A 23,990-nucleotide genomic window follows, 5' to 3' on the forward strand; every position below is an offset into this window, starting at 1 on the left:
GCCGGGGAAGTCATCTGCGGTGTTTCCTGCTGTGCCGGACGACTTTTTCCACGCCGCGCTGTCCGTGCAGATCGGTATCGACCAGGCCTTTGTCCAGGTCTGTCAAAGCCTGTTTCATTTTTTTGCGCGGCCCGGCAACTTGCCGGTCCGCCGCCTCGTCTCTTTCGTTCGGCAACAAGGGTGCGTTGCCCTTTTTCACCGGAACTTTGATATTCACATCTGTGGTTTTCGTCGGCATGTGGTCCATCCTTTTTGATGAGATGAAAGGTCGCATGTTGCTGGTCGCGCAGCAGAGTAATGAAGGCCTGGTTTATTGCAACTGTCACTATTGACAGTTGAAAATATTTCCTGCGTTAACTAGTGTGGATCAAGGAACATAGTGCCCCGGGGAGTACGGCTGAATATACATATCACTTTGGATACTTTCTCCCTCGCTTAGGTTCGCGAAAATTGTGCAGATATTTGGTGTCTCGGAGGATGAGGTTCCAATATCAAATGCCGCAGAATTCCAGGTTGTCCATAATTAGAGCGATGCATCTTAAGGTGCAAGCGCCGTTGATGCCTGGTTCGATACCGTCGGACAGCGGCAAGCAATGGCAAGTTTCGAAACGAAAAGGGGGTCTCAGGATGAGTCCAGAGTTCAAAAGGCAGGGCGCTTTAAAAGATCCGGCAAGCTATCCAGCATGGTTGCAGCAGGTGTTGCATGAAACTTCAGATGCTCGCAAATTGATCGTGGGACATCAGATATTTGCCGGCATGCGTGACGCAACGCTCAATGCACGTGAGTTCAGTGCTTTTTTCGTCAATGGCTGGCCGGTGGTCGAGCAATTTCCGCAATACATGGCGATGAATCTGCTGAAGGCGCGTTTCGGGCGCTCGGAAGGTGAAGACATGGCGCGTCGTTATCTGACGCGAAATATTCGTGTCGAACAAAACCATGCTGAATATTGGGTGGACTGGGCCGCCGTGCACGATGTTTCAAAGGATAAATTACTGCAGGCAGATGGTCCCCCTGCGGCCTTCGCGCTCAGCCATTGGTGCTGGACGGGCGGTAGCATGGATCAGCTTGCTTCGAGCATGGCTGCAACGAATTATGCGATCGAAGGAGTGACGGGAGATTGGGCCACATTGGTGTGCAGCACTCCAAGCTATGAAGAAAGCTTTCCGCCGCCGATTCGGAAAAAGGCTATGCGCTGGCTCAAGCTGCATGCGCACTACGACGATGCTCATCCTTGGGAAGCTCTCGACATTATTGCGACGTTATTAGGCTCAAAACCAGAAAAAAAATCGGTTGATGACGTACGTAACAGCATCTTGACGAGCTTTTCCTACTTTAAGGCAAGTTTGGATTGCTGCCTCTGACACCGGTATTGCAGGCGATCAAGATCCGCTGCCGATTTCTTTCGTACTGCACCCAGCTCTATCTGGAATCAGAGCTTGTGCGCTGTTGTTCACGCAGCAAACTGATGAAGGCCAGGTTGAAAGCGGGAAGGTCGTCAGGCTTGCGCGAAGAAACAAAATTGCGATCGCGCACCACTTCCTGGTCCAGCCAGGTGCTGCCGGCATTCCTGAAATCGTCTTGCAGGCTCGGCCAGCTGGTGACGGTCCGGTCCTTGGCGATGCCGGCCGATATCAGCAGCCAGCCGCCGTGGCAGATCGAGGCAATCGGTTTGTCCGCTTTGTTGATGCTCTGCACAAAGCCGCGCGCCTGCGGCGACATGCGCAACGCATCGCCGTTGACCACTCCGCCCGGCAGCAGCACCGCTGCATAATCTTCCGGCAACACCTTGGCTAACGCCTTGTCGACGCTTACCCGCATGGCTTTCTCGGTATGCAGGTAGCCTTGCACGCTTTCGCTCTTGTCGGAAACGACATGGACGGTGGCGCCCGCTTCTTCCAGCGCTTTTTTCGGATCCAGCAACTCGGCTTGCTCGAAGCCGTCGGTGACCAGGATGGCGATGTTCATGTGGCGCAGGCTGCTGGCCCGCGGCTTGCCGCTGTCGACGGCGCCTGCCACCGCATTGCTGTTTTGATGGTCGGCCGCGGCGGCAGCCATGTCTGGCGCTACGGCGATACGCGTGATGTTGGAGGACGCTACCGGATCGCTGGCCGGGAACGACATTTCGTTGGCATCGTCGAGCGTGATTTCATCCGGACTGTCGTGCTTGCCGGAGCGTACATTCTTTTGCTGCTTGTCGTTGGCACTATTGGCGCTCATGGAGGTTCCTTGTAGATGTGTGGAAAGCCTGGCGCCGGCCGGCTGCCGCCGCTCTCGGCTACGGCAGCTGTGCTGCCAGGCTTTTTCATTGCGCTTGACTGCACTCATGCGCTGTCCTGTTGCAATCAAGGCCAGGGCGCCGGCGTCACCGGCAGATACTGCGGCTCGATGTCTTCCGGCATGCTGGCTGGCAGCTGTGAATGCAGTTTGGCGCCAAGCAGCAATTGGATTTCATGTTCCGCCGCGCTGAAATCGGCGGTGGTCAGGGGCTGGTCGGACAGCGGCCAGTTGTCCATTGCCCATCTTCTGAGCTGCTTGAAACGGTTGTTCAGTTCCTTGCTGTAGTTGTTGCGTATTTGCGCTTGCGTGATGTCGCCCATGCTTGCTCCTGGTTTGCCGCATCGTGCAGACCAGCTTATGAGCTGCCGCCAGGATTGGCTATCGGACAGTCGCTGAATGTCGTGTAGGACATCGCGCCGAGCTGGCGTGTTATCGGCAAACTTCATCAAGCTTCGCAAGCAAGCCGTTGCCCACTGAAATCCGGGGATTAAATGAAAGGGACAAGGGGCAGCCAATGCCGGAGGGAAAACGGGGAGCAGGCAAAATGCCGATTGTGGCGGCAAGATGCGTCGTGAAGGGTACTCAAATCGTCGCCGGCGAAGCAGCGGATACAGCAAGTGCGGCGAGCGTAAACGACTGCCATGCGCGCTCGCCGGCACTGCTGGAATCGAGACAATGCTGGAGTGTCAGGCTGCTCCGCGATACGAGTTCAGATCCGGTGTAAGCCGCTGTGGTCCTTGCGGTTGCGGCGAGTGTTTTGGCCTCTGCGAATCGGCCACGCTTTCCACTCCGTCGGCAGCAATCGCTTCGAGGAAACCAAGGACGTTACGGTAATAATCGACCCGCATCTCGGCTTCCAGCAACTGCCTTTCCGACTGATACAGCGCCAGGCGTGTATCGCGTAGTTCGTTTTCTGCCAGCTTTTCAGGCGTCTGGATATATTTGATCGCCAATCTGTTAAGCCATCCCATGTCGGCACCTCTTTTGTATGGAGACAATTTGATCTTAAATCGTTCTTGGCAAAGAAACCTGACAATTGACATCATTTAACTATCTTGTTGCGCAATTTCCACGCCGATATTTACGTGGAACAACTAAATATTGTTTACAAGAAAATGCAAGGCATAACAAACAAGATGCGCCCGGCATGGCAGAGATGATTGGCGCGCAACTGCGCGAATTTGTCGCTCTGCCTGCACGCATTCTGACTAGAATTACATTCGACAAGGAATTCCGATGCCAGTTCACACCGATTCAATTGCCCTGATCGTCTACGACGATGTCCAGATGCTCGACGTGGCCGGGCCGAGCGAAGTATTTGCGATGGCGGCGCGCATCCTGGGCGAGCAGACCGGCCATGCGCAGGCGTATGCAATCAGCGTGCTGTCGAGCCGCGGCGGTGAAATCCGCTCGAGCTCCGGCATGCGGCTGCTGACGACGGCGCTTGCCACCGCGGCGCCCGATATCTTCGACGTGGTGCTGGTTGCCGGCGGCCAAGGCGCGCAGGCCGCCAGCGCCGACCGCGAATTGCTGGCCTGGCTGCAGAGCGCCCAGCCGCACGCGCGCTGGATCGGATCGGTGTGCACCGGCGCGTTTGTGGTCGGCGCCGCCGGACTGCTGGACGGTTATCGCGCGGTGACGCACTGGAAGAGCCAGGAAGCGCTGGCGCGTCGTTTTCCGCAGGCGCAAATCGTCGACAACGTCTTGTTTGTAGTGGACCGCCAGCGCGTCAGTTCAGCCGGAGTCACCGCCGGCATGGACCTGGCCTTGCACCTGGTGGAAACCGATCACGGCACGGCGATCGCCAACGCGGTTGCGCGCAGCCTAGTGATGTTCATGCAGCGCGCAGGCGCAGAAAACCAGCGCAGCGCGCCGCTGTTTGTCCAGGCCGCTGAAAGCAGCGCGATCGACAAGGTGCTGGCGATCCTGCACGCCCGCTTTAACGAACAGCTGAGCGCCGTCCGGCTGGCCGGCGAGGTGCATACCAGCACCAGGACGCTGCAACGCCAGTTCAAGCAAAGGACCGGTTATACCGTGCACGGCTACCTGGAAAACTATCGCCTGGCGATCGCGCGCGGGCTGCTGGAAAAAAGAATCGATGAAGAACACGTCGCCCGCAACTGCGGTTTCCGCAATGCGCGCCAACTGCGGCGTTTGATCAATCTCAAGCATCATGAAACCAGAGCGGAGCCGAAATGAATCGTCGTAATGCCCTCAAGACCCTTGCCGCCGGTGTGGCGGCTGCGCCAGTGCTTAGCCAAGCAGCGATCGCCGCGGAAACCTTGCCGCAAGCCGCGGCGCCCGCCGCAAAGCCGCTGCGCATAGCGATGGTGATTTTCCAGGGCATGACGCAACTCGATTTCAGCGCGCCGTTCGAGGTGCTGGCGCGCATTCCCGGCGCCCAGGTCGAAGTAGTGGCGGAGACCTTGGAACCGGTGGCCTCAGACACTGGTTTGCGCCTGCTGCCGACCCATACTTTTGCCAGCAGCGTCCAGCCGGACCTGCTGTTTGTGCCCGGCGGGCCGGGACAGAATGCGCAGATGACAAATCCGGCCATGATTGGCTATCTGGCGGCGACCGGGAAGAACGCCGCTTATGTGACCTCGGTCTGCACCGGTTCGCTGCTGCTGGCCGCGGCCGGATTGCTGCAAGGTTACAAGGCGACTTGCCATTGGCTGTCGATTGACCAACTCAGCCTGTTGGGCGTGGTTGCGCAACAGCAGAGGGTGGTGGTCGACCGCAATCGCATTACCGGAGCCGGAGTGACCTCGGGCATGGATTTTGCGCTCACGGTAGTGGCGGCGCTGCGCGGCGACGAACTCGCCAGGCGCCTGGAATTATTGCTTGAATACGATCCGCAGCCGCCGTACCGCAGCGGTACGCCAAGCCTGGCCGGACCTGCCATGGTGCAGCAAGTGCGCGCATCGGCCGCCCCCATGCTGGCGCAGCGCCGGGCGCAATCAGAGGCCGCGGCCGACAACTTGCGGCAGCGCGGCTTAATGAACCAATAGTGGAGTGCGATGCGACTTGACGCGGTCAAGCTTGGCCGCGTACAGGTCGTGGTCGTTGCCGGTTGTGCTGTTTTGCATGGCGATGCTCAAATGCTTGACAGCCTGTTCCATGTCGCCCAGGCGCAGGCAGGCAATGCCCATCCAGTACTGGAATTCATGATAGTAGGGATCGCGCGCAATTTCCCTGCTGAAGTGCATTTTTGCGGCCTTGAAATCGCCGGCGCGCATTGCCGCCATGCCCAGGTTGAAAGCCTGGAAAGGGGCTTCAGGCTGCAATTGCGCCAGCCTGGCGGCGAGCAGTTTCGATTCGGCAGATTTGCCCAGGTCGTTGAGGACGCCGATCAGGTTGAACATGACCACCGTATTTTCCGGCTCGCGTTGAGACACCAGGCGCAACGTGCGCTCGGCTTCCTGCAAATTGCCGTGGCGCCGGTATATCACTCCCAGCGTGTTGTAGGAAGCGAGGAAATTGGCGTCCTGCCGGATCGCTTCGCGCGCCCACCAGTAGGCGTCGTCCAGTTGGTGCATGGACAAGGCTTCGGCTGCCTGGTTATTCATGTACATCGCCACCACGGTGTTCTCCTCGATCTCCTGCCTGCGCTGGCCTTCGGTATCTTCCGGCGGCAGGAAATCGATCGTCATCAGGCGGCTTTGGTCAAGCGGCATGCGGATTGCGCTGGGCCGTTTGCCGAGCGTGAGATTGACGTGGCCGCTAGCGAAGTAGAGGTCTGCATTGCGGCTCCAGGCCTGGTCCATGAGTATGGTCTGGTAGCGTACCGGCAGCCCCAGTTCCTTGGCGAAGGCTGCTGTCATGATCACCAGCGACAGGCAGTTGCCGCTACGGGCGGCGAAGGTCTGGGCGGCATTGCGCGTGTGTTCGGAGCTGTACTCGAGCTGCAGCTGGCCCTTGCTGTACAGCGCATCGAACAGGCCTTGCTGTATGCCCTTCACGCGCATCTGGTGGGAGTTCTCCTCGGTGGCCAGGTATTGGCGCATGGCGTGGCTCACGGCAAATACGTCGCCGGCGCTGACGCGCTGCGAGGGCGGGGAAAACAGCTGGTCGCTGAACAGGCGATCGGCGCGCGGCGCCTGCGGCGAGGTGGCGCAGGCGGCGAACAGGAGACATACAGGCAGGACTAGCCAGTGTTTCATCTGAGGCCACCAAGTGGTAGGCAACTTCTAATATGCAGCTTGCGGCAGGCTGCTTTCAATATATACCTGAACCGGTCAGGCCGGATGTCCCATGATGTAGTGCTCGAGCTGCTGGATGATGAACTGCTGTTCCGAGATGATGTCTTTCACCAGGTCGCCGATCGAGATGATGCCGACCAGCTTGTCAGCGTCCAGGATCGGCAGGTGGCGCAAGCGATTCTCGGTCATCAGCGCCATGCATTGTTCATTGGTGTCGTCCAGCCGCACATACATGACGGAGGAAGTCATGATGTCGCGCACGGAAGTGTCTGTTGACGAGCGGCCTTTGAGTATCATCTTCCTGGCATAGTCGCGCTCGGTCACGATGCCGACGATTTTTCCCTGCTCCGTCACCAGCAGCGCACCGACGCTCTTGTCCGACATCATCTTGATGGCGTCGAACACCTTGGCGTCGGGAGCAATCGTATAGACAGTCTGATTCTGCTTGGTCTTGAGAATCTGTGCGACGGTTTTCATCAGGCATCCCTTCAAATAAACGCTGCAATTTGAATAATTATTCTGCGACCCTGCTTAGTCAAGAAAGTAGTCTTTTCGTTTTCAAATTGCAAGCATCTTCAATGCGTGCGTACGCCGCCGCTGACAATTCTGACAGTAGTAAAAAGATGGGCTATTATATTATTATTGCAGTGCGGCAATAAATTCTTTGGCTGGCAAAATTGAACCATAGGCGGGCAACACGCTCTGTCTGTGGGGTCTGGAGCGACGCATATCCTCGCTGTGAGGGCGAGCAAGCGCAAGAAACAGAAAGTCTTTTTTTAATGACAACGTATTTCAATGGTTGTTTTGCCAATGACCGATTTTAGTTTTACCGCCGTGCTGAAAAAAATACAGAAGTCAGATGTTGCAATAGCCTTGCCGCGCCGGTCGGATATCCGGCTTGCGATCCTTTTTTTTGCAAGCGCATTAATCGCATGTATATGGGTGGTTACCTTATATGACGAAGCCAGCGAAACGCAGCGCGAGCTGGAAAAGGTCGGGCGCGACGCCCAGAACGTGGCTCGGGCGTTCGATGAAAACATCAGCCACGTGATCGAACAGGCCGACGAAGCCAGCGACCTGCTGAAATTCCAGTACGAGCGCTTCGGCGCAAAGTTGAGCAGCCCCGAATACCGGGATGCATGGCTGATGCAAGGTAATCTCGCCAACCGTTTTTTCATTCTTGACGAACACGGGAAGCAGGTTTACGCCAACGAAGATATTGTGCTTAACGACGGCCTGATAGCTGATCATATGCAGTTGCATCTGGGGCACGATTCCGGCCAGCTGCTATTCCTTGCCAAGCCGGTGCGCGACCGCGTCTCGGGCGAGTGGTCCATGCAGGCCAGCCGGCGCCTTAACCGGCCCGACGGCAGCTTTAGCGGCGTAGTCGGCGTTTCGATAAGCAACGAGGCGGTGACGCGCTTTTATCACCAGATCAACGTCGGCCAGGATGGCGCGATCAGCGTGGTCGGCGACGAAGGCACGATCAAGGCGCGTGAGCCGGACGGCGCCAAGGCGATTGGCATGGATTTTTCCGGCAGGCCGTCGTTCGCCGTGATGAAGCAGCGCAAGCAAGGCTACCTGACCAGCAACGGCGTGGTCGATGGCAAGCGGCGAACCTATGCCTACCGTCACCTGGAAAATTATCCGTTGATGGTGATTGTCGGGATTTCGGTCGAAGAGGCGATGCAGCCTTTCTATAACAACCGCTTTCGCGGTTATGTGCTGGCTGCCTTTTCAACCGGGGTGGTGGTGGTGTTCACCATCTTCATCCTGTTCATGGCGAACGGCCTGGTGAGCACAGGGCGGGTGGCGACCCTGGCCAACCAGGCCAAGTCGCAGTTTCTCGCGAATATGTCGCATGAATTGCGTACGCCGCTGAATGGAATTTTGGGTTATGCGGAACTGTTGCGCGAAGATCTGGTCGGAACCGACGAGCAACATTTTGCGCAGGCAATACATGACAGCGGCACGCACTTGCTATTGCTGGTCAATACAGTGCTCGATCTGGAGCGGATCGCGGCGGGGAAAATGGAAGTATTCATTGCCACCGAAAATTTGCGCGAGCTGATGCAGAAAATTGTTGCCAGCCATGCATCTACCGCGATGCGCAAGGGGATCGCCTTGAGGCTGGTGCTGAGTCCGGCGCTGCCGGTCGAATTTGCCTGCGACCGCGGCAAGCTGATCAGGGTGCTCAACAACCTGATCCACAATGCGCTGAAATACACGGACCAGGGGGCGGTAACGGTGCGTGTGCTGCAGGGCGACGGCGTGCTGATATTCCGGGTAGTGGATACCGGCGAAGGCATCCCGGCGGAACTGCAGCGCATCATCTTTGAAAAATTTGCGCAGGTGGACGGCTCGGACATGCGGGCGCAAGCCGGCAGCGGCCTGGGCCTGGCGCTGGCCAAGGAATTGGTGAAATTCATGGGCGGCACCATCGCCGTACGGTCGCGGGTTGGCAAAGGTTCCATATTTGCTTTCACGCTGCCGATTTGAACAAGGCTTTACAGTGATTAGGTGTGAATGAAAAACATATTGGTAGTGGATGACAATCCTCTCAACAGCAATCTCGCCAGGATCATCCTGACCAGGGCGGGACATACGGTTCACGTGTTTTCCGGAGCCTCCGAGGCTCTGCGTTATCTGGAAAAAAATACAGTCGATGTGGTGTTGACCGATGTCGGCATGCGCGATATAAACGGTAAAGAATTCTGCCGCCTGGTCAAGGACGGCAGTCACATGGTGGTTCCCCGCATGGTGGCTTATACCGCCTTTGCGATGGAGGAGGAGTTGTTGTCGATCCGGGCGGCAGGTTTCGATGCCGTAGTCATCAAGCCGGCGACCCGTGTCCAGATACTGGCAGCAGTGGATCCTGCCAGTTGAAGCGCTGTTTCGCGTTGTTTGCGTTGTTTGATACAGCGCTTCAGGAACATAACCAACCGCCGACCATGCAATCTCATATCTGCCATCACTTCAGCCCCGAGATGTTTTTAAAACATTCTTATAATGACAAGAGTGTTTTTGTCGACCTGTGCAAGCTGTTCCTGCAGGTCGGCGGCGAGCAGTTTGCGCGTTTGAAATCGGCCGTGCAGGCCGGCAATGTCAGCGCCACGACGCAGGAATGCCATGCCCTCAAGGGTACGCTGCTGATCTCGGGCGCCGACGCCGCGGTACGTTTGCTGGATCAGATCGAGATCGAGTTCAACCGGAAAAAGCGGGTATGCACGACGGAAAAAATCATCGAGCTGCAAAATGAAATCATGCTGACCCTGGATGAAGTGCGCGACTTCCTGGTGGAGCTGGAGAGCCTCGAACTCCAGTATTGAATATTCAGGGCGCCGGTTGATTCGGCGGCGGAGTGCAGCATTTTTCTGCAGCGTGGCGGCGGCTTTCGGCAGCCAGCGCGGAGTGGCCCGACAATAATAGCGCAGCCTTGTCGATCAGCAGCTGGGTCGGGATCGGCCGGGCGAAAGAGGCTGCCAGCAACAGCACAAAACTGACGCTCATCAAGGTGCGGTTCAGCACCGGCCTAGGCAGGGTTTCGGCGCACCAGATGAAAGCAAGGCTGACGGCGCCGCCCAATACCCATCCGCTGAGCGCTTCCGAGACCGAGTGAAAATCCAGCAGCACGCGCGACAGGCTGATCAATGCCGCAAAAGCCATGCCGGACACAGCTGCAAGCTGCCGGGTCATGGTCGTTTTCTGCTGGAAAAGGAGATAGAAGAGCAGGGGGATGATCGCCGCGGAGCGCATTGCATGGCCGCTGAAACCGGTGAAATCCAGCTCGTCTATGCCTATGCCCCAGCCGACAAATGCGATCTTCGAGGCGGCCACCAGCAGCAAAGCGGAACCGAACAGCAGGCACCAGGCCCAGAACAGACGTTGCGCACGTGCCGCCAGCAGCCACGCTGCAATTGCAACGGCGGCGGGAAGCATGATGGTGCTGCCGCCGACTTTGGTGATACCCATCCATGAAAACATAAAACTCAATGCCCAATAGCGGCCAATACCGGTCTCCTGCGATACCAGCAGGTTGATATGCGCTGATCCGCGCTATTTTTTTCTCGAGGTCGGCTCAAACAGGTGATTCAAGCAGGCGATGCTACACGAGCCTGGCGCGCCTTGCGTGCCGCGCAGCCGCGCATGAAGCCGCGCAGCTCTTCGAATACGATAGGTTTCTGGAAAAACAGGACTTCATCGGGCAAGCCGCCGCGCGCATCCAGGTCTGCCCTGCTGAGGGTAGTGAGAACGGCGATGTCGATATGCCTGAGATCGGGATTGGCGAGCACCGTTTTGACAATTTCATAACCGTCGATACCCTCCATGACGATATCGAGCAGCAGGATATCGTACTTGCGCTGGGCGATTTCCACCAGCGCCTGGTAACCGTTTTCGCAAAAGCGGGTCTCCAGCGCGATATCCCAGGAAGCGATCTGCTTCTCGTACACCATGCGCTGCAAAGCGTTATCTTCGACGACCAGGGCGCTCAAGGTCGACGACGGCGCGCTCCTGCCGCGGTCTGTCAGCAAATCGCTGCGTTCAGCCTTCAGCGCATCGATCGCCTCGCGCGGAATGCGGCGATGCCCGCCTTGGGTCTTCCAGGCCACCAGAACCCCGCGCTCTACCAGTTGCTGAACTGATGTGACGGATATTCCCAGCAGCTTGGCTGCTTCTTGCGTAGTGACGTCGCTTTGATTGAGTTTCACTGCTGACATTGGGCGGTTAGAGAGTTAGATGATGCCGGATTAGGTGATGCATTTTATCAAACGTATTTTATCAAACGCATTTTATTAATTAATTAAACACCTTCCAGCCTTTGATTTGCGGCCGCCGCGGGCGGTTCCGGCGGTTGCCGCAGGCTGAAATGCATTTATTTGCACTTGCAGCAAATTATCGCTGGTCATCCAAATAAAAAATACTATAAAATCGTTGAAATCGGTATTTATGTGATTTTAAACGATTTTTGTTGTTTTTTTGATTTTAAATTCGCATAGCTGCCTAAATTGGCTTGAGCTGCGTACGTTAAATTGGATCGGTGTGAATTAAATTGAAAAAAATATTGCTGCTAACTCTCGTGTTTGCACTGGGCGGTTGTGCTTTTGCCCCAGGCATGAAATTCGATTCATATTCGCCATTGGATGCAAGCGATCCTGAGTCGGTGCCGGTGATCACCCCGATCACCCTCAAGCTGGTGCAGCAGGAAAACGCCGAGCGCGTGCGGCAAGCCGGGCAAGGCGAGCAGTACCGGGAATTGATCGGCAAACCGCAGCCGTATCGCATGGGGCCTGCCGACATCTTGTCGATCATCGTCTGGGATCATCCCGAACTGGTTGTTCCTAACCTCACTTATACCTTGGGCGCTACCGGCAACCTGTCGAACAGCGGCATGACGGCACAGACGCTGCCTGGTTATGTGATCAGCAACGAGGGCGAGGTGCAGTTTCCCTACGTCGGCCTGTTCAAGGCAGAAGGATACACCGAAGTAGAGGCGCAAAAGAAGCTGCGCGGGCTGCTCTCCAAATATATACGCGATCCGCAGATTACCCTGCGCGTCATCGGTTATCGCAGCCAGAAGATCTATGTCGACGGCGAAGTGCGTTCGGCCGGGGTCAAGCAGATGAGCGACGTGCCGATGACCCTGTCGGAAGCGATCAACCAGGCCGGCGGCATACCGCCGAGCGGCGACGCCAGCCGGATTACGCTGGTGCGCGGCGCCAAGAGTTATGAAATCAGCGTGCCAGACCTGATTGCGCGCAATCTCAGTCCGTCCGACATTCTCATGCAAAACAACGACGTGCTGCGGGTCGCGCCGCTGAGCGACAACCAGGTATCGGTGTCAGGCGAAGTGCGCAGCCCGGGGTTGCTGCCCTTGCGCAGCAATGGCCGGCTTACCCTGAGCGATGCCCTGAACGGCGCCGGCGGCGTCGACGCCAACACCAGCGATCCAAGCGCGATCTATGTGGTGCGGGCCGCCCCCGACGGCACCATGCCCAAGGTATTCCACCTGGACAGCAAATCGCCGGTCGGCATGGCGCTGGCGGAAAACTTCCCGCTGCAGGCCAAGGATGTGGTGTATGTCGATGCCCCGGGCCTGGTTCGTTTCAGCCGCGTGTTTGCGCTGCTGGTCGGCACTTCTACTACCGCGGTCAATTCGCGTAACGCTGTGGACAAGAAAAATTGATCAAATCCATCCTCGTCGTCTGCATAGGCAATATCTGCCGCAGCCCCATGGCGGCGGCGCTGTTCGCCAAACAATTGCCGGGCCTGAATTGCCGTTCGGCCGGCATCGGCGCGCTGATAGGGCAGCCGGCCGCGCCGTATTCGATCGAACTGATGAAGCAGTGCGATATCGACATCAGCGATCACCGGGCGCAGCAGCTGCAGTCGTGGCTGTGCGATTCATCCGACCTGATCCTGGTGATGGATATCGAACAGAAACAGCATATTGAAAAACAATATCCGACCACGCGCGGCAAGTTGTTCCGGCTCGGGCAGTTCAGCCAGTTCGACGTGTTCGATCCCTACAAGCGCCCGCGCGATGAGTTCGAGAGCTGCCTGCGCCTGATTGAACAGGGCGTGGCCGATTGGGTAAGGCGCATCGATTCGGTCAATTAGCGGCGACCAGGGCCGGCGCGGCGCGCGATCGATGCGCGCACGCCGCCAGCAATGCACGTGGTCAGTACCTCATATCAATATTTGCCAACCAGCTGAATAATCCATGACTTCACTCAATCCGCTGCAACAACATTTCACCGACAAGCATGAGGAAATCAGCCTAGCGGCCATTCTCGATATTCTGTTGGACAATCGCTGGCTGATCGGCATGATTACCGCCGGCTTTTTGCTGCTCGGCACCTTATATGCCTTCCTGGGAACGCCTATCTACAAGGCCGACATCCTGGTGCAGGTGGAAGACAACTCTCCCAGCGCCGCCGCCAGCAACATGCTGGCCGACATGTCGGCGATGTTCGACGTCAAATCCACCGCGCCGGCGGAAATAGAAATCCTCGGCTCGCGCCTGGTGGTCTCCCGGAGTGTCGATAACCTGCATTTGTTCATCGACCAGGGACCGAAATATTTTCCCATCATCGGCGCCCTGATTGCGCGCCACAACCTGGATCTTTCCGAGCCGGGCCTGTTTGGCATGGGCGGCTATGCCTGGGGCAGCGAAAAGATCGATGCCGACGTGTTCAATGTGCCGCAGGTGCTGGAAACCGAAACGTTCAAGCTGACCAACCTCGGCAAGGGGCGCTACAGCCTGGCCAGTTCGGCGTTCGACCAGGTGTTTGAAGGCGTGGTCGGCAAGACCGAAAAATTCACCGTGAGCGCCGGTGTGATCGAACTGCATGTGGCGCAACTGCAGGCCAAGCCCGGCATCGTGTTCAAGCTGGTGCGCAACTCGCGCCTGAAGACCATACAGGATTTGCAAGACCAGCTGAATATCGCTGAAAAAGGCAAGCAGTCCGGCGTCATCGGCGCCGAGTTGCTGGGGCCGGACCCTTACCTGGTGAGCGCGACCATGAATGAAATCGGCCGCCAGTACGTGCAGCAGAACGTCGAGCGCAAATCGGCCGAAGCCACCAAGTCTCTGGATTTCCTGGACGGCCAGCTGCCGGAGCTGAAGGCAGAACTGGACAAGGCGGAAAACCTGTACAACGCCTTGCGCGAGAAGGTCGGCACCATCGACATGGGCGAGGAAGCCAAGCTGGTGCTGCAGCAATCGGTATCGACCGACACCCAGATCCTGGAACTGAGGCAGAAGCGCAAGGACCTTTCGACGCGTTTTGCCGATTCGCATCCTTCGATCCTGGCCATCGATCGCCAGATCGGCGCGCTGCAGAGCGAACAAGGCAAGATATCCGGCCGCATCAAGACGCTGCCGAACAGCGAGCAGGACGTATTGCGCCTGATGCGCGACGTCACCGTCAACACCAGTTTGTATACCGGGCTGCTGAACAATATCCAGCAATTGAAACTGCTCAAGGCTGGCAAGATCGGCAACGTGCGCGTGGTCGACGGCGCCGCATTGCCGGAAATCCCGGTCATCCCGAAAAAGCCCCTGGTATTTGCGCTGGCGCTGCTGCTCGGCCTGTTTTTCGGCGTGGTGGCGGCGATATTGCGCAATATCCTGTACGGCGGCATCAGCAACCCTGAAGATATCGAGCGCCATGCCGGCCTGAGCGTGTATTCGACCGTGCCGCTGAGCGATGCCCAGCAACAGCTGAATTACAAGATCAAGGCGAAATCCAAGGAGATGGCGCTGCTGGCAGTGTCCGATCCCCATGACACGGCGATAGAAAGCCTGCGCAGCCTGCGTACCGCGCTGCAGTTTGCCATGCTGGAAGCGCACAACAATATCGTGCTGCTGACCGGCCCGGCGCCCGGGGTCGGCAAGTCCTTCATCTCGGCCAACCTGGCAGCGGTGATTGCCTCGTCCGGAAAGCGCGTGCTGCTGATCGACGCCGACCTGCGCAAGGGCCATCTTAACCAGTATTTCGGCATGGGCCGCGGCAAGGGCCTGTCCGAACTGATTTCCGGCAGCAGCAAGCCGAGCGAAGCGGTGCACAAATCCATCGTGCCGAACCTGGATTTCATTTCCACCGGCACCTTGCCGCCGAATCCGGCGGAGCTGTTCCTGGTCGGCCGCATGTCCGAACTGTTGCAAGAGTTTTCCGCCGCTTACGACCTGGTGCTGATCGATACGCCGCCGGTGCTGGCTGCTTCCGACACCGGCATCCTGGCGGCCCTGGCCGGCACGGCATTCCTGGTTGCCCGCGCCGAGACCACCAAGCTGGGCGAAATCGTCGAATCGATGAAGCGCCTGGCGCAGACCGGAGTCCACGCAAAAGGCGTGATCTTCAATGGCCTCCGGCTCGATACCCGCAGATACGGATACGGCAATACCGGACGCTATCGCTACACCGCTTATTCCTATAAACCGCAAGACGTCAAATCCTGATTGTACCTGCCACATGAAAAAAGCCAAGGCGCTGCTGCAAGTCATTTTTGAGCAAGCAGTTTTCACGTTATCGTTTTTTGCTACCCAGGCGCTGCTGGCGCGTTACCTGAGCGTGGAAACGTTCGCCTCGTTTTCGGCCATCTATTCGGCGGTGATCCTGCTCAATATCGTACACGGCTGCACCGTCATGGAGCCGTTGCTGGTGTTCGCCAAATCGGACTATTCGATAGGGCGCCAGCTGCTGCTGAAGCTGCACGCGCCGATGGCGCTGCTGAGCGTGCTGGTGGTGATCTACCTGGCTTTGCGCATACCGGATACGCCACCTTATTTCGTCTATGCGCTGATTCTGGCGCTGGCCGGTTTTGTGGCGTACTGGACGGTGCGTGCGATCGCCATCCTGGAAAATAAAAGCCTGAAATCGGTGCTGCCGGCACTGGCCCAGCTGGGCGGCGTGTGCGCGGCGATTGCCGTGATTCCCAAGGACAGTCCTTATCAGCTGAGCGAGCTGCTGGCCGCCATCGGTTTGCCTCTGCTGCTGGTGAGCGGGCTGGTCGCCGCCATGTCGAAAAAGAAAGAGGAGCACCCGCATCCGCTGCCAGGCGAAAAAATCTCCTGGCTAAGCTTCGGCCTGAACAATTCCCTGAGCCAGATCATGGTCTGGGCCATGACCCACGGCCTGGTGATTTATTACATGTCCAGGCAGCAGGCCGACCTGGCGGCCAACTTCCGGGTGGTGATGACCCTGGTGCTGCCGGCGCAATACCTGAATATCGCCATCTCGAATTTCGGCTTGCCGAGACTGGCGCGGCTGGCCGATGAGGGGTCGGCCAGGTTTGCTTCCATGGCGCGTTTGCTGATCGCGGCGACGCTGGCTTCCAGCCTGCTCTACAGCCTGGTGCTGTGGCTTTCCGGGCAGTTGCTGGTGGGCTTGCTGTTCGGCGCCAAATACAGCGGCCTCGACATGCGCGATTACTTCCTGCTGCCGATGATACTGGCGGCGATCCAGGGCACACGCACCGTATTGAAGGCGCTCAAGCTGACCCACCAGGCTAGCTGGGCGGTGGCTGGCGGTTTCCTCTGTTTCGTACTGGTGTTCGTCACCCGTCCGGCGACCTCGGTCAGCACGGTCTTCGTGCCTACCGTATTCGGCCTGGGACTGGCCGCTTTCATCATGTTTTATCAAATCCGAAAAAGTCTAAAAGTGGTGGCCATATGAAAATCGTGATCTGCGCTGTTCCCTATAGCCCCAACCTGGGCGATGGCGTCATCTATGAAAACATCAAGCAGCTGCTGCTGGAGCGCGTGCCTGGCGCCCAGGTCAGCGCGCTCGACATCGCCGGCCGCGACGATTATGTGAAAGCCGGCATCTCGAAAAAGTCGCTGGTCAACAAAGTGCCGAAGCTGCTGCGTCCGTATGCGGTCTGTACTTATTTCAGCCTGCAGTATCTTTTGCGCTGGCGCCGCAAGTGGCTAGCGCAGCTGGCGGACGCCGACCTGATCGTGGTCGGCGGCGGCCAGCTGCTGCTGGATGTGCACCTGAATTTCCCGGTCAAGCTGTTCCTGCTGTCGAAGGCGGTCAAGGCCGCCGGCAAGTCCGGCAAGGTTGCGGTATTCGGCGTTGGCGTATCGAAGAGCATGTCAAGCGCCGGCACCGGCCTGATCAAGCGCACCTGGCAAAACCTGGCGCCGCTCCAGGCCAGCACCCGCGACATCGCCTCGGCGCAGAACCTCAAGCTGATCCTGGCGCAGCCGCTGGAGATCAAGGTGACGCCGGATCCCGGCATCTATTCGCAGCACACTTTTGCCGCGTTCCTGCCGCCGCGCACGACCGGCAATGTGCTGGGAATCTGCATTTCCAGCCCACTGGAACTGAACCAGGCCGGTGTCGAAAAGCAGGACTACAGCGCGCGTATCGGCAAATATTTCCAGGAACTGGCGCAGCAAGCGACGACGCTGGGATACCGGGTCCACCTGTTTACCAACGGCTCGCCAGAAGACGAGGCATTCAAGGATGCGCTGGCAGCCGGGCTGGATCCCGAGATCGTCAACCTGCCGCGCCCGGGCGTGCCGTCGCAACTGGTGGCCAACATCGGCCAGTGCGACTGCATCATCGCGCATCGGCTGCACGCCAATATTGTCGCCTACGCGCTGGATATCCCGAGCATCGGCCTGAACTGGGACAGCAAGGTCCAGTCTTTTTTCGAACTGACCGGCCGCGGCCGTTTTTTCATGCAGGCGCCGGTGCCCGACGTTACCCGTACTTTCAAGCTGTTGTACCAGGCGCTGCAGGTTGACGGCAGCGGCGAGAAAGTGCGCCTGACGCAACAGCTGACGACGGAAATCGCGGCCTTGCTGGAGCGTTCGGGCCTGGCCGGAAAAACATCTGCGCCGGAACCGAACCAGGCGGGCAGAGCCGCCGCGGCTGCCGCATAAGCAAGCATGCGTTCCTTATTCGACAAGCGTATCGCCCCGAGATCCGGCTCATCTGCGGGATCCTGATGCTGGTGCTGACCGCGCTCATCTACATGTACCAGCGAGCGTTCCTCCCGAGTTATTTCTTCACAGATGAAACCACGATCATCGACCTGATGAAATATACCGACCTCAGCTTGGCCGAGCAGAATTCCTTCGTCAGCACGGCGGTGATTTTTTCCTTCCTCGGGTCGGCCTGGTCGCAAGTGCTGCTGCTGGTAGCGACCTGCTCGGTGATCTACTACATCAGCGGCAAATCGCTGCGGCTGATAGATCTCGCGTTCGCCATCATCCTGATGCTGTCGTTCACGCTGTTCAACCTCAAGCTGTCGAAGGAAATCATCGTCATCCTGTTGAACCTGCTGGTGTGTTATGTCTGCACCTGGCGCATATCCAACCACAGCAAGACCGCGCTGGTGATTGCGATCTACCTGCTGTATGCCTGGCAGTTCCGCATCTACTACGTGCTGATCGCCGCCATCATGGTGGTCATGCATATCGTGTTCAGCACGCGCGGCAAGCTGCGCGCCTTGATCGTGCTGGGCATCATAGCGGCCTGCCTGCTGTTGCCGGGAGATTTCTGGAACCAGCTGCAGCAAGCGCGCGACATCATCAACATGGAAAGAGAGGGCTTGTCCGATTCGAAGACCATTTTCTCGAATGTGCTGACGCCGAACGGCATCATGACGGCTTTCCCAACGCCGGTTTTGCGGCGCTGCGCTTTTATTTTGCTCCTGCCTTTTCCCTGCGCGTACAGGAGATTTTCCTGTCTTTCACGCTATGGCTGCTGACATTCCTCATGTTCCGGCGGCATAACCACAAACATCCGCTGTTCTTGCTGCTGGTGGCCAATTTCGCCATTCAGACCTTCTTCGAGCCCGACCTCGGGTCGTTTTTCCGTCACCTGACCGCTTATGCGTTTTGCGTATTCGGCATCGATTACCTTCAGCCGCGGCGTGAGATCTCGTGCCACCCGGCCGCCGCGCCAGCATCGGCGCATTTCTATCGGGAGACTTAAATGGAAACGCCAGAACCCGTACTGCATGTGCTGAACGTGGCCGAAACGATCAAAGGCGGAGTGGCCACCTACCTGGAAACGCTGGAACGCCTCAGCGCCGATTTCAACTGCCGTTTCGATTACCTGGTTCCTGCCGCCCAGGCCGATCAGCTGAAAGCGGAGCGGGTGCATCATCACTCGCATTCGCGCGGCGGGCTGGGGCCGTTCAAGCTGGCGCTGGCGATCGTGCGCCAGGTACGCAAATCGCACCCTGACATGGTCTACGCCCACAGCACCTTCGCCGGCGTTGCGTTGTGCGTGGCCAAGCCATGGCTGGGGCGCAAGGTAAAGACGATCTATTGCGCCCACGGCTGGGCCAGCTTCCGCGACCGCAGCAGGTCGGTGACCCTGGTTACCCGCGCGATCGAAAAAATCATGTCGTATATCCCCAACGCGGTGATCGATATCTCGCGTTACGAACATGTCAACAACCGCAAGTTTGGTTTCTCCCGCAACTGCATCCTGATCCAGAACACCGTCCTCGACCGCATCCTGCCGCCAGCCAAAAATGGTGGAAACCAGGACGACGGGCGTTTGCATATCCTGTTTGTCGGCCGGCTGGATCACCAGAAGGGCTACGATATCCTGGTGGACGCCATCCGCATCCTGCAAAAGAGCCGGCCGAACTATGTGTATCACATCGTCGGTGCGCCGGTGCTGGCGAATCTGCAGATCGAAATGCTGGAAGCCGCCAATGTGCATTATTACGGCTGGATAGGGCAGGCCGAAATCAACGCCTATTACGACCTGGCCGATGTGCTGGTGATGCCGTCGCGCGCCGAAGGGTTCGGGCTGACTGCGCTCGAGGCTTTCCGCAGTTATGTGCCGGTGGTCGCCAGCAATCGCGGCGCCTTGCCCGACATCGTGGAGCATGCGGTCAACGGCCTGATTTTCAACTGCACCGCGGGCGACCTGGCCGAAAAGCTGGAAAACCTGAACCGCACCAGCCTGGGCGACTACGCAGAGGCGGCGCGCGCCTCTTACCTGATACGTTTCTCCCCTGGCCAGTTCATCGCCAGCTACCAGAAATTATTTTCACGCCTGCGGCAAACCAATTAGGGCATTTGCCATCCAACAGGCTTCTATTCGACAGGAGCGACAGATGAAACTACCTGCAGCATGGCTTATTCCTGTTTGCGGCGTATTGGCGGCTTCTCAAGCGTCTGCGTGGGAAAAATACGGCATCCATTCGGTCTACCCGGCGGCCATCAGCGTCCAGATCAATCCGTCGCAAATATCAAACCAGCAACTGGCGGCCATCAAGGATGCCGGTTTCGAATACGTCAGGTTCGGCACCCGTCCGCCGGTCAGCGACAAGCCGCAGGATTTTTCGGAACTGCTGGAGCGCTTGCGCAAGGCGCAGCTGAAACCCATCATCACCTTGTTTGGCGGCGCCACGGTCTGGGTGCAGCCGAAACGGATGATGTCGGCGACCATGACGCCGCTGGATGCGGCTGACAATTTTTCCAAATTTGCGTTGACCACCTTGAATCAGTACTCGGATCCGAACATCTTGTGGGAATTGTGGAACGAGCCTGACAATCCGACTTTCCTGAAGCCAGGCATGCTGCAAGCCGGCCTGGTGCCGGCAATACAGAAAATCTGCTCGGCGCTGGAGCAGCAAAAGGGTGGCGTAAAGAAAAACATCTTCGGCTTCGGTTTCGCCAAGCTGCCGAATCTGCAACCCAAGATCCCGGACGACAAGTTGCTCGCCATTTCGCTGCAAAACTGCCTGAGCGGCGTATCGGTGCACCCGTACCGGAAAATCCCCGAGACATTGGCCGACGATGCGACCAAGAGCCGCGAGCTGCTGCACAAGTACGGCAAGGGCGAATTGCCGATGATTGCATCCGAATGGGGTTATTCCAACTTTACCGCCGCCCGGGACCAGGGCGGGCAGGCGCAGCTGGTGCTGAGGGAATACCTGTCGACGGTATTCGCCGGCATTCCGCTGGTGAATATCTACCAGTGGCAAGACACCGGGCCGGACCGGGCTGCGCGCGAGCAGAATTACGGCCTGACCGACAGCAGCGGCCAGGTCAAGCAGGCTTTGCCGGCGCTCAAGCATTTGCTGGGCAAGCTGAAAGATACCCAGCTTGCCGGCAGCGAGAAGGTGGGGGAGGCCTACCAGCTGGTCTTGAACAGCCAGCCGGGAGCATCTGCAAAACGCAGCGTCCACGTCGTATGGAGTTCTGCGGCGCACTCTGGCCCTGGCGGCGGTTTTTCGATCCCGAGGAACAAGGGGCAGCGCTGCGTCATCAGTGAGTTTTATCCACAGCAGGGCGACAAGCCCTGCCCGGAAGGCGCCGGCAATGTTGATATCAACGCTGGCCCGTCGCCGCTGGCAGTCACGCTATACGATTAGGAAATGGAGACAGGCGCTAGGCCGGTTAGTGCCGGCCATGGCCAGACCCGTTTCAGCGGTAGTAGTAGCCGGCGGCCAGTCCGACCGACGAATACGCACTGCGCCCGTGGATCGCGATGTAGACATCGCCGGGTGGGGGATTGCTGATTCCGATGGATTCGTTGCTGCCGTTGACGTAGGGGCGCTGGTCCCAGGCTGTCAACGACGGAAGTTGGCCGAAGCGGACGTACATGTCGCCTTCGCCGCCGCCGGCGGGGCCGGTCATGTCGATGTTCAACCGCCTGACGCCGGGGGGGACGGTGAGCCTGAAATAGCTCCAGCTGTCGGTGTCGCCTGCCAGGCCCTGGGCGGGCTGCTTGTTGAGGAGTTGCGTGATGGGCGGCCGGGTGTCCATCTTGAAGGTGCGCACCATGGCGTCCGATCCGGTCTCGGCAGAGTTGCTGGTCCATGCCACTGCAAAATTTCCCACCGGATCCATTGCCAGGCGCGGGCTGGATGCTGGTTGAGTTTGAGGCGGGTCGACTCGCAATTCGTTGGTGACTGGAGTTCCATCGTTGTGAAATTGTCTTGCCGCCAATGTAGAGCTCGAATCGCCGCCGGTCACGCCTTTTGGCGCGACCCATGAGACGACAAAATCGCCATTCTCTGCAATCGCCGCAGTGGGCTCGGAATAAAAATCGATGAGGTGTTGATTGACTCGCGCGCTTCCGCTTCCCGTGGGGTTGCCATTCGCGTCGAAGGCTCGGGCATATACGATATAAGTGTAACCCGACTCATTGGGAAAGGCATTGGTCCATATGATGACGGATTTCCCTCCGGGTTCCATGGCAATACTGCCGGCTAGGTGCGCTCCTGTCGAGGTATGGCTGACGGCAGGTGCCGGAGCCAGCGCAACACCAGCGCGGCTGAAGCGCTGCATCATGCTGTAGGCTGGTGCCGAAGAACTGGATTGGCCGGTCCATGTCAATGCGATATTTCCTGCATTGTCCGTGGCAATTGAACTGGGACCGGAGAGTGTATCCACGGGACCCGATGCAACGATGATTTCAGGGCTGACGGGGATTCCGCCGGTATTGAATCTCCTGATTGCAAGCTTTCGAGGAACATTGAACACGTTGGGGTACATATAGACTACGGTGATATTGCCATCCGTATCCATGCTGGCAGTCGCATTCAATGAATCCGCGGTTGGATTGAAACTGGAGAGCAGATTCCCGTTTCTGTCATATGCCATTACTACCCCAGATATTCCGGTTTGACCTGCCAAGACGAAATTGCCGGCGCGGTCAACCGAGAGCGCCGCATAAGTTGGAGGAATTTGGATCTGGGCTTTTGTTAAAAAAGGTATTCCCGACGACTTTATTCTTTGAGCGTACGTGGCATTTGCTGCGCCATCTCTCCAGATCAGGAGTTTTTCTCCGTTGAATCCTGCGGCGAACAAGCTGGAAGCTTGACTGCCGGCAGTGCCGGTATTCACCATGATGGGATCTCCAAGCGGCACGGCCCGCCCGGCCGGAGAAAAGACCAATCCCGTCAGGCAGCCCAGCGATATCAAAAGTCGTTTCGGCAAGATATGACGCATGGATTCCTTCTTTCCCAAGTTGGGATTGCGATGATTGGCTCGTCGACTGATGGTTCCAGGAAAGACAGGCAGCTTGTTTCCTCCGGATCGGCGCATCGATGCGTCGCGACACCGCCGTATTATCGGCGGATCCTCCGCACCCCGAACGCCTTCCCCTAGGAGCCTGTTAAATCTTGTCGGCGATGAAGTTATTAAGGAATTCACGGAATTCCTCTTTGACTTCAGGATGCTTCAGCGCGAATTTTACCGAGGCTTGCAGGTAGCCGAGCTTGCTGCCGCAATCGTAGCGCGTGCCTTCGAACTGATAGGCCATCACCGCTTCCTGCGCCAGCAATGAGGCAATGCCGTCGGTCAGCTGCAGTTCACCGCCCGAGCCTGGCTGCAGCGTATGCAGGTGGTCGAAAATCGACGAATTCAGGATATAGCGTCCGACCACGCCCAGGTTCGACGGTGCGTCTTCCGGCGCCGGTTTTTCAACGATGCCGTGTAGCTTGTGCAAACGGTCGCCGGCCGGCGTGCCGGCCACCACTCCGTAGGAACGGCTCTGCACCGGTGCAATCGACTCGACGCCGATGATGCTGCTGCCATAGTCCGCATACAAATCGGTCATCTGGCGCATGACAGGGGTAGTTCCATCCAGCAGATCGTCCGCCAGGATCACCGCAAACGGTTCGCCGTGCACCAGCCGCTCGGCGCACAGTACGGCATGGCCCAAGCCCAGTGCTTCCGCCTGCCGCACATAAAAACATTCGACATTCTTCGGCTTGATCTGGCGCAGCACTTCCAGCAGCGCCTGCTTGTTCTTGGCCAGCAGTTCGGCTTCCAGTTCGTAGGCTTTGTCGAAATGGTCTTCGATGGCGCGCTTGTTGCGGCCGGTGACAAAAATCATCTCGGTGATGCCGGCGGCGGCCGCTTCTTCCACCGCGTACTGGATCAAGGGCTTGTCTACCACGGGCAGCATTTCCTTGGGACTGGCCTTGGTGGCCGGCAAGAACCGTGTGCCGAGGCCGGCGACGGGAAATACGGCTTTGGTGATTTTTTTATGCATGCTGATGACTCTTGAAGATAGGTT

25 protein-coding genes are annotated in these 23,990 nt (G+C 58.0%); 15 read left to right on the forward strand and 10 right to left on the reverse strand.

The window, feature by feature from the left end:
- Positions 1-10 precede the first annotated feature (10 nt).
- Positions 11-238 (reverse strand): hypothetical protein, encoded by a 228-nt coding sequence (locus CFter6_RS11250; protein WP_236904646.1) that lies wholly within the window; start codon positions 236-238, stop codon positions 11-13.
- A 389-nt stretch (positions 239-627) separates the two neighbouring features.
- Here CFter6_RS11250 and CFter6_RS11255 point away from each other — a divergent pair, with 389 nt between their 5' ends.
- Positions 628-1,362 (forward strand): TenA family transcriptional regulator, encoded by a 735-nt coding sequence (locus CFter6_RS11255; RefSeq protein WP_061542320.1) that lies wholly within the window; start codon positions 628-630, stop codon positions 1,360-1,362.
- Positions 1,363-1,420: 58 nt separating this feature from the next.
- Here the strand turns inward: CFter6_RS11255 and CFter6_RS11260 are convergent, their stop codons facing one another.
- The 3 genes from CFter6_RS11260 to CFter6_RS11270 all read right to left on the reverse strand — a co-directional run bounded on the left by CFter6_RS11260 (position 1,421) and on the right by CFter6_RS11270 (position 3,324).
- The gene (locus CFter6_RS11260) at positions 1,421-1,966 is read right to left on the reverse strand and encodes a type 1 glutamine amidotransferase domain-containing protein (RefSeq protein WP_061542321.1); all 546 of its coding nucleotides are present in this window, start codon (positions 1,964-1,966) and stop codon (positions 1,421-1,423) included.
- 377 nt (positions 1,967-2,343) lie between these two features.
- Positions 2,344-2,598, reverse strand: coding sequence for a hypothetical protein (locus CFter6_RS11265; protein ID WP_061539992.1), 255 nt, complete (start codon positions 2,596-2,598; stop codon positions 2,344-2,346).
- 366 nt (positions 2,599-2,964) lie between these two features.
- On the reverse strand, positions 2,965-3,324 hold the full coding sequence (locus CFter6_RS11270) for a hypothetical protein (protein WP_147356157.1): 360 nt from the start codon (positions 3,322-3,324) through the stop codon (positions 2,965-2,967).
- 190 nt (positions 3,325-3,514) lie between these two features.
- Here CFter6_RS11270 and CFter6_RS11275 point away from each other — a divergent pair, with 190 nt between their 5' ends.
- Together CFter6_RS11275 and CFter6_RS11280 are read left to right on the forward strand one after the other, a co-directional pair.
- Positions 3,515-4,477 carry a GlxA family transcriptional regulator gene (locus CFter6_RS11275; protein WP_061539994.1) on the forward strand — a complete coding sequence of 321 codons (963 nt, stop codon included), beginning with the start codon at positions 3,515-3,517 and terminating at the stop codon, positions 4,475-4,477.
- The gene (locus tag CFter6_RS11280) at positions 4,474-5,289 is read left to right on the forward strand and encodes a DJ-1/PfpI family protein (RefSeq protein WP_082814710.1); all 816 of its coding nucleotides are present in this window, start codon (positions 4,474-4,476) and stop codon (positions 5,287-5,289) included. Before CFter6_RS11275 ends, CFter6_RS11280 begins: the two co-directional genes overlap by 4 nt.
- Here CFter6_RS11280 and CFter6_RS11285 read toward each other — a convergent pair.
- Both CFter6_RS11285 and CFter6_RS11290 read right to left on the reverse strand, forming a co-directional pair.
- Complete coding sequence (locus CFter6_RS11285) at positions 5,275-6,441, reverse strand: tetratricopeptide repeat protein (RefSeq protein WP_082814711.1); 1,167 nt, start codon at positions 6,439-6,441, stop codon at positions 5,275-5,277. The two genes, CFter6_RS11280 and CFter6_RS11285, sit on opposite strands and share 15 nt — an antisense overlap.
- Before the next feature lie 75 nt (positions 6,442-6,516).
- The gene (locus tag CFter6_RS11290; protein WP_061539995.1) at positions 6,517-6,957 is read right to left on the reverse strand and encodes a CBS domain-containing protein; all 441 of its coding nucleotides are present in this window, start codon (positions 6,955-6,957) and stop codon (positions 6,517-6,519) included.
- Positions 6,958-7,422: 465 nt separating this feature from the next.
- On the opposite strand from CFter6_RS11290, the gene CFter6_RS11295 reads away from it, so the two are divergent.
- From CFter6_RS11295 to CFter6_RS11305, 3 genes are all read left to right on the forward strand, one after another.
- Positions 7,423-8,979: a sensor histidine kinase gene (locus CFter6_RS11295; protein ID WP_167351376.1), complete on the forward strand. Its 1,557-nt coding sequence runs from the start codon at positions 7,423-7,425 to the stop codon at positions 8,977-8,979.
- A 27-nt stretch (positions 8,980-9,006) separates the two neighbouring features.
- Positions 9,007-9,366, forward strand: coding sequence for a response regulator (locus CFter6_RS11300; protein WP_061539997.1), 360 nt, complete (start codon positions 9,007-9,009; stop codon positions 9,364-9,366).
- Positions 9,367-9,467: 101 nt separating this feature from the next.
- On the forward strand, positions 9,468-9,809 hold the full coding sequence (locus CFter6_RS11305; protein WP_061539998.1) for an Hpt domain-containing protein: 342 nt from the start codon (positions 9,468-9,470) through the stop codon (positions 9,807-9,809).
- A gap of 4 nt (positions 9,810-9,813) precedes the next feature.
- Here the strand turns inward: CFter6_RS11305 and CFter6_RS11310 are convergent, their stop codons facing one another.
- Both CFter6_RS11310 and CFter6_RS11315 read right to left on the reverse strand, forming a co-directional pair.
- Entirely contained in the window at positions 9,814-10,452 is a 639-nt protein-coding gene (locus tag CFter6_RS11310; protein WP_082815021.1) for a phosphatase PAP2 family protein, read from the reverse strand.
- 119 nt (positions 10,453-10,571) lie between these two features.
- Positions 10,572-11,198, reverse strand: coding sequence for a helix-turn-helix domain-containing protein (locus tag CFter6_RS11315; protein ID WP_061539999.1), 627 nt, complete (start codon positions 11,196-11,198; stop codon positions 10,572-10,574).
- 395 nt (positions 11,199-11,593) lie between these two features.
- On the opposite strand from CFter6_RS11315, the gene CFter6_RS11320 reads away from it, so the two are divergent.
- From CFter6_RS11320 to CFter6_RS11360, 9 genes are all read left to right on the forward strand, one after another.
- A complete protein-coding gene (locus CFter6_RS11320) occupies positions 11,594-12,664 on the forward strand; it encodes a polysaccharide biosynthesis/export family protein (RefSeq protein WP_236904647.1) in 1,071 nt (356 codons plus the stop codon).
- Entirely contained in the window at positions 12,661-13,098 is a 438-nt protein-coding gene (locus CFter6_RS11325) for a low molecular weight protein-tyrosine-phosphatase (RefSeq protein WP_061540001.1), read from the forward strand. Before CFter6_RS11320 ends, CFter6_RS11325 begins: the two co-directional genes overlap by 4 nt.
- Before the next feature lie 103 nt (positions 13,099-13,201).
- The gene (locus CFter6_RS11330; protein ID WP_061540002.1) at positions 13,202-15,442 is read left to right on the forward strand and encodes a polysaccharide biosynthesis tyrosine autokinase; all 2,241 of its coding nucleotides are present in this window, start codon (positions 13,202-13,204) and stop codon (positions 15,440-15,442) included.
- Positions 15,443-15,455: 13 nt separating this feature from the next.
- The gene (locus tag CFter6_RS11335) at positions 15,456-16,658 is read left to right on the forward strand and encodes a hypothetical protein (RefSeq protein ID WP_061540003.1); all 1,203 of its coding nucleotides are present in this window, start codon (positions 15,456-15,458) and stop codon (positions 16,656-16,658) included.
- Positions 16,655-17,875, forward strand: a complete 1,221-nt coding sequence (locus CFter6_RS11340; protein WP_061540004.1) for a polysaccharide pyruvyl transferase family protein — start codon at positions 16,655-16,657, stop codon at positions 17,873-17,875. Before CFter6_RS11335 ends, CFter6_RS11340 begins: the two co-directional genes overlap by 4 nt.
- 65 nt (positions 17,876-17,940) lie before the next feature.
- Complete coding sequence (locus tag CFter6_RS11345) at positions 17,941-18,705, forward strand: hypothetical protein (protein ID WP_061540005.1); 765 nt, start codon at positions 17,941-17,943, stop codon at positions 18,703-18,705.
- Positions 18,706-18,713: 8 nt separating this feature from the next.
- Positions 18,714-18,932 carry a hypothetical protein gene (locus CFter6_RS11350; RefSeq protein ID WP_061540006.1) on the forward strand — a complete coding sequence of 73 codons (219 nt, stop codon included), beginning with the start codon at positions 18,714-18,716 and terminating at the stop codon, positions 18,930-18,932.
- Positions 18,933-20,030 carry a glycosyltransferase family 4 protein gene (locus CFter6_RS11355; protein WP_061540007.1) on the forward strand — a complete coding sequence of 366 codons (1,098 nt, stop codon included), beginning with the start codon at positions 18,933-18,935 and terminating at the stop codon, positions 20,028-20,030. It abuts the gene before it with no gap.
- A 43-nt stretch (positions 20,031-20,073) separates the two neighbouring features.
- Positions 20,074-21,336 (forward strand): hypothetical protein, encoded by a 1,263-nt coding sequence (locus CFter6_RS11360; protein ID WP_150118714.1) that lies wholly within the window; start codon positions 20,074-20,076, stop codon positions 21,334-21,336.
- Between the two features lie 52 nt (positions 21,337-21,388).
- Here the strand turns inward: CFter6_RS11360 and CFter6_RS25590 are convergent, their stop codons facing one another.
- Together CFter6_RS25590 and galU are read right to left on the reverse strand one after the other, a co-directional pair.
- Positions 21,389-22,918, reverse strand: a complete 1,530-nt coding sequence (locus CFter6_RS25590) for a PPC domain-containing protein (RefSeq protein WP_150118715.1) — start codon at positions 22,916-22,918, stop codon at positions 21,389-21,391.
- Positions 22,919-23,084: 166 nt separating this feature from the next.
- Entirely contained in the window at positions 23,085-23,966 is an 882-nt protein-coding gene (gene galU, locus CFter6_RS11370) for a UTP--glucose-1-phosphate uridylyltransferase GalU (protein ID WP_061540010.1), read from the reverse strand.
- Positions 23,967-23,990: the final 24 nt, after the last annotated feature.

The sequence above is a fragment of the Collimonas fungivorans genome, from assembly GCF_001584145.1.
Taxonomy (GTDB): Bacteria; Pseudomonadota; Gammaproteobacteria; order Burkholderiales; family Burkholderiaceae_D; genus Collimonas; species Collimonas fungivorans.

Bases quoted from the DNA above. Each gene is read 5' to 3' on its own strand.
- CFter6_RS11250 (WP_236904646.1), bottom strand. From the start codon at position 238: ATGCCGACGAAAACCACAGATGTGAATATCAAAGTTCCGGTGAAAAAG.
- CFter6_RS11255 (WP_061542320.1), top strand. From the start codon at position 628: ATGAGTCCAGAGTTCAAAAGGCAGGGCGCTTTAAAAGATCCGGCAAGC.
- CFter6_RS11260 (WP_061542321.1), bottom strand. From the start codon at position 1,966: ATGAACATCGCCATCCTGGTCACCGACGGCTTCGAGCAAGCCGAGTTG.
- CFter6_RS11265 (WP_061539992.1), bottom strand. From the start codon at position 2,598: ATGGGCGACATCACGCAAGCGCAAATACGCAACAACTACAGCAAGGAA.
- CFter6_RS11270 (WP_147356157.1), bottom strand. From the start codon at position 3,324: ATGATGTCAATTGTCAGGTTTCTTTGCCAAGAACGATTTAAGATCAAA.
- CFter6_RS11275 (WP_061539994.1), top strand. From the start codon at position 3,515: ATGCCAGTTCACACCGATTCAATTGCCCTGATCGTCTACGACGATGTC.
- CFter6_RS11280 (WP_082814710.1), top strand. From the start codon at position 4,474: ATGAATCGTCGTAATGCCCTCAAGACCCTTGCCGCCGGTGTGGCGGCT.
- CFter6_RS11285 (WP_082814711.1), bottom strand. From the start codon at position 6,441: ATGAAACACTGGCTAGTCCTGCCTGTATGTCTCCTGTTCGCCGCCTGC.
- CFter6_RS11290 (WP_061539995.1), bottom strand. From the start codon at position 6,957: ATGAAAACCGTCGCACAGATTCTCAAGACCAAGCAGAATCAGACTGTC.
- CFter6_RS11300 (WP_061539997.1), top strand. From the start codon at position 9,007: ATGAAAAACATATTGGTAGTGGATGACAATCCTCTCAACAGCAATCTC.
- CFter6_RS11305 (WP_061539998.1), top strand. From the start codon at position 9,468: ATGTTTTTAAAACATTCTTATAATGACAAGAGTGTTTTTGTCGACCTG.
- CFter6_RS11310 (WP_082815021.1), bottom strand. From the start codon at position 10,452: ATGGGTATCACCAAAGTCGGCGGCAGCACCATCATGCTTCCCGCCGCC.
- CFter6_RS11315 (WP_061539999.1), bottom strand. From the start codon at position 11,198: ATGTCAGCAGTGAAACTCAATCAAAGCGACGTCACTACGCAAGAAGCA.
- CFter6_RS11320 (WP_236904647.1), top strand. From the start codon at position 11,594: ATGAAATTCGATTCATATTCGCCATTGGATGCAAGCGATCCTGAGTCG.
- CFter6_RS11330 (WP_061540002.1), top strand. From the start codon at position 13,202: ATGACTTCACTCAATCCGCTGCAACAACATTTCACCGACAAGCATGAG.
- CFter6_RS11335 (WP_061540003.1), top strand. From the start codon at position 15,456: ATGAAAAAAGCCAAGGCGCTGCTGCAAGTCATTTTTGAGCAAGCAGTT.
- CFter6_RS11340 (WP_061540004.1), top strand. From the start codon at position 16,655: ATGAAAATCGTGATCTGCGCTGTTCCCTATAGCCCCAACCTGGGCGAT.
- CFter6_RS11345 (WP_061540005.1), top strand. From the start codon at position 17,941: ATGCTGGTGCTGACCGCGCTCATCTACATGTACCAGCGAGCGTTCCTC.
- CFter6_RS11350 (WP_061540006.1), top strand. From the start codon at position 18,714: ATGTTCCGGCGGCATAACCACAAACATCCGCTGTTCTTGCTGCTGGTG.
- CFter6_RS11355 (WP_061540007.1), top strand. From the start codon at position 18,933: ATGGAAACGCCAGAACCCGTACTGCATGTGCTGAACGTGGCCGAAACG.
- CFter6_RS11360 (WP_150118714.1), top strand. From the start codon at position 20,074: ATGAAACTACCTGCAGCATGGCTTATTCCTGTTTGCGGCGTATTGGCG.
- CFter6_RS25590 (WP_150118715.1), bottom strand. From the start codon at position 22,918: ATGCGTCATATCTTGCCGAAACGACTTTTGATATCGCTGGGCTGCCTG.
- galU (WP_061540010.1), bottom strand. From the start codon at position 23,966: ATGCATAAAAAAATCACCAAAGCCGTATTTCCCGTCGCCGGCCTCGGC.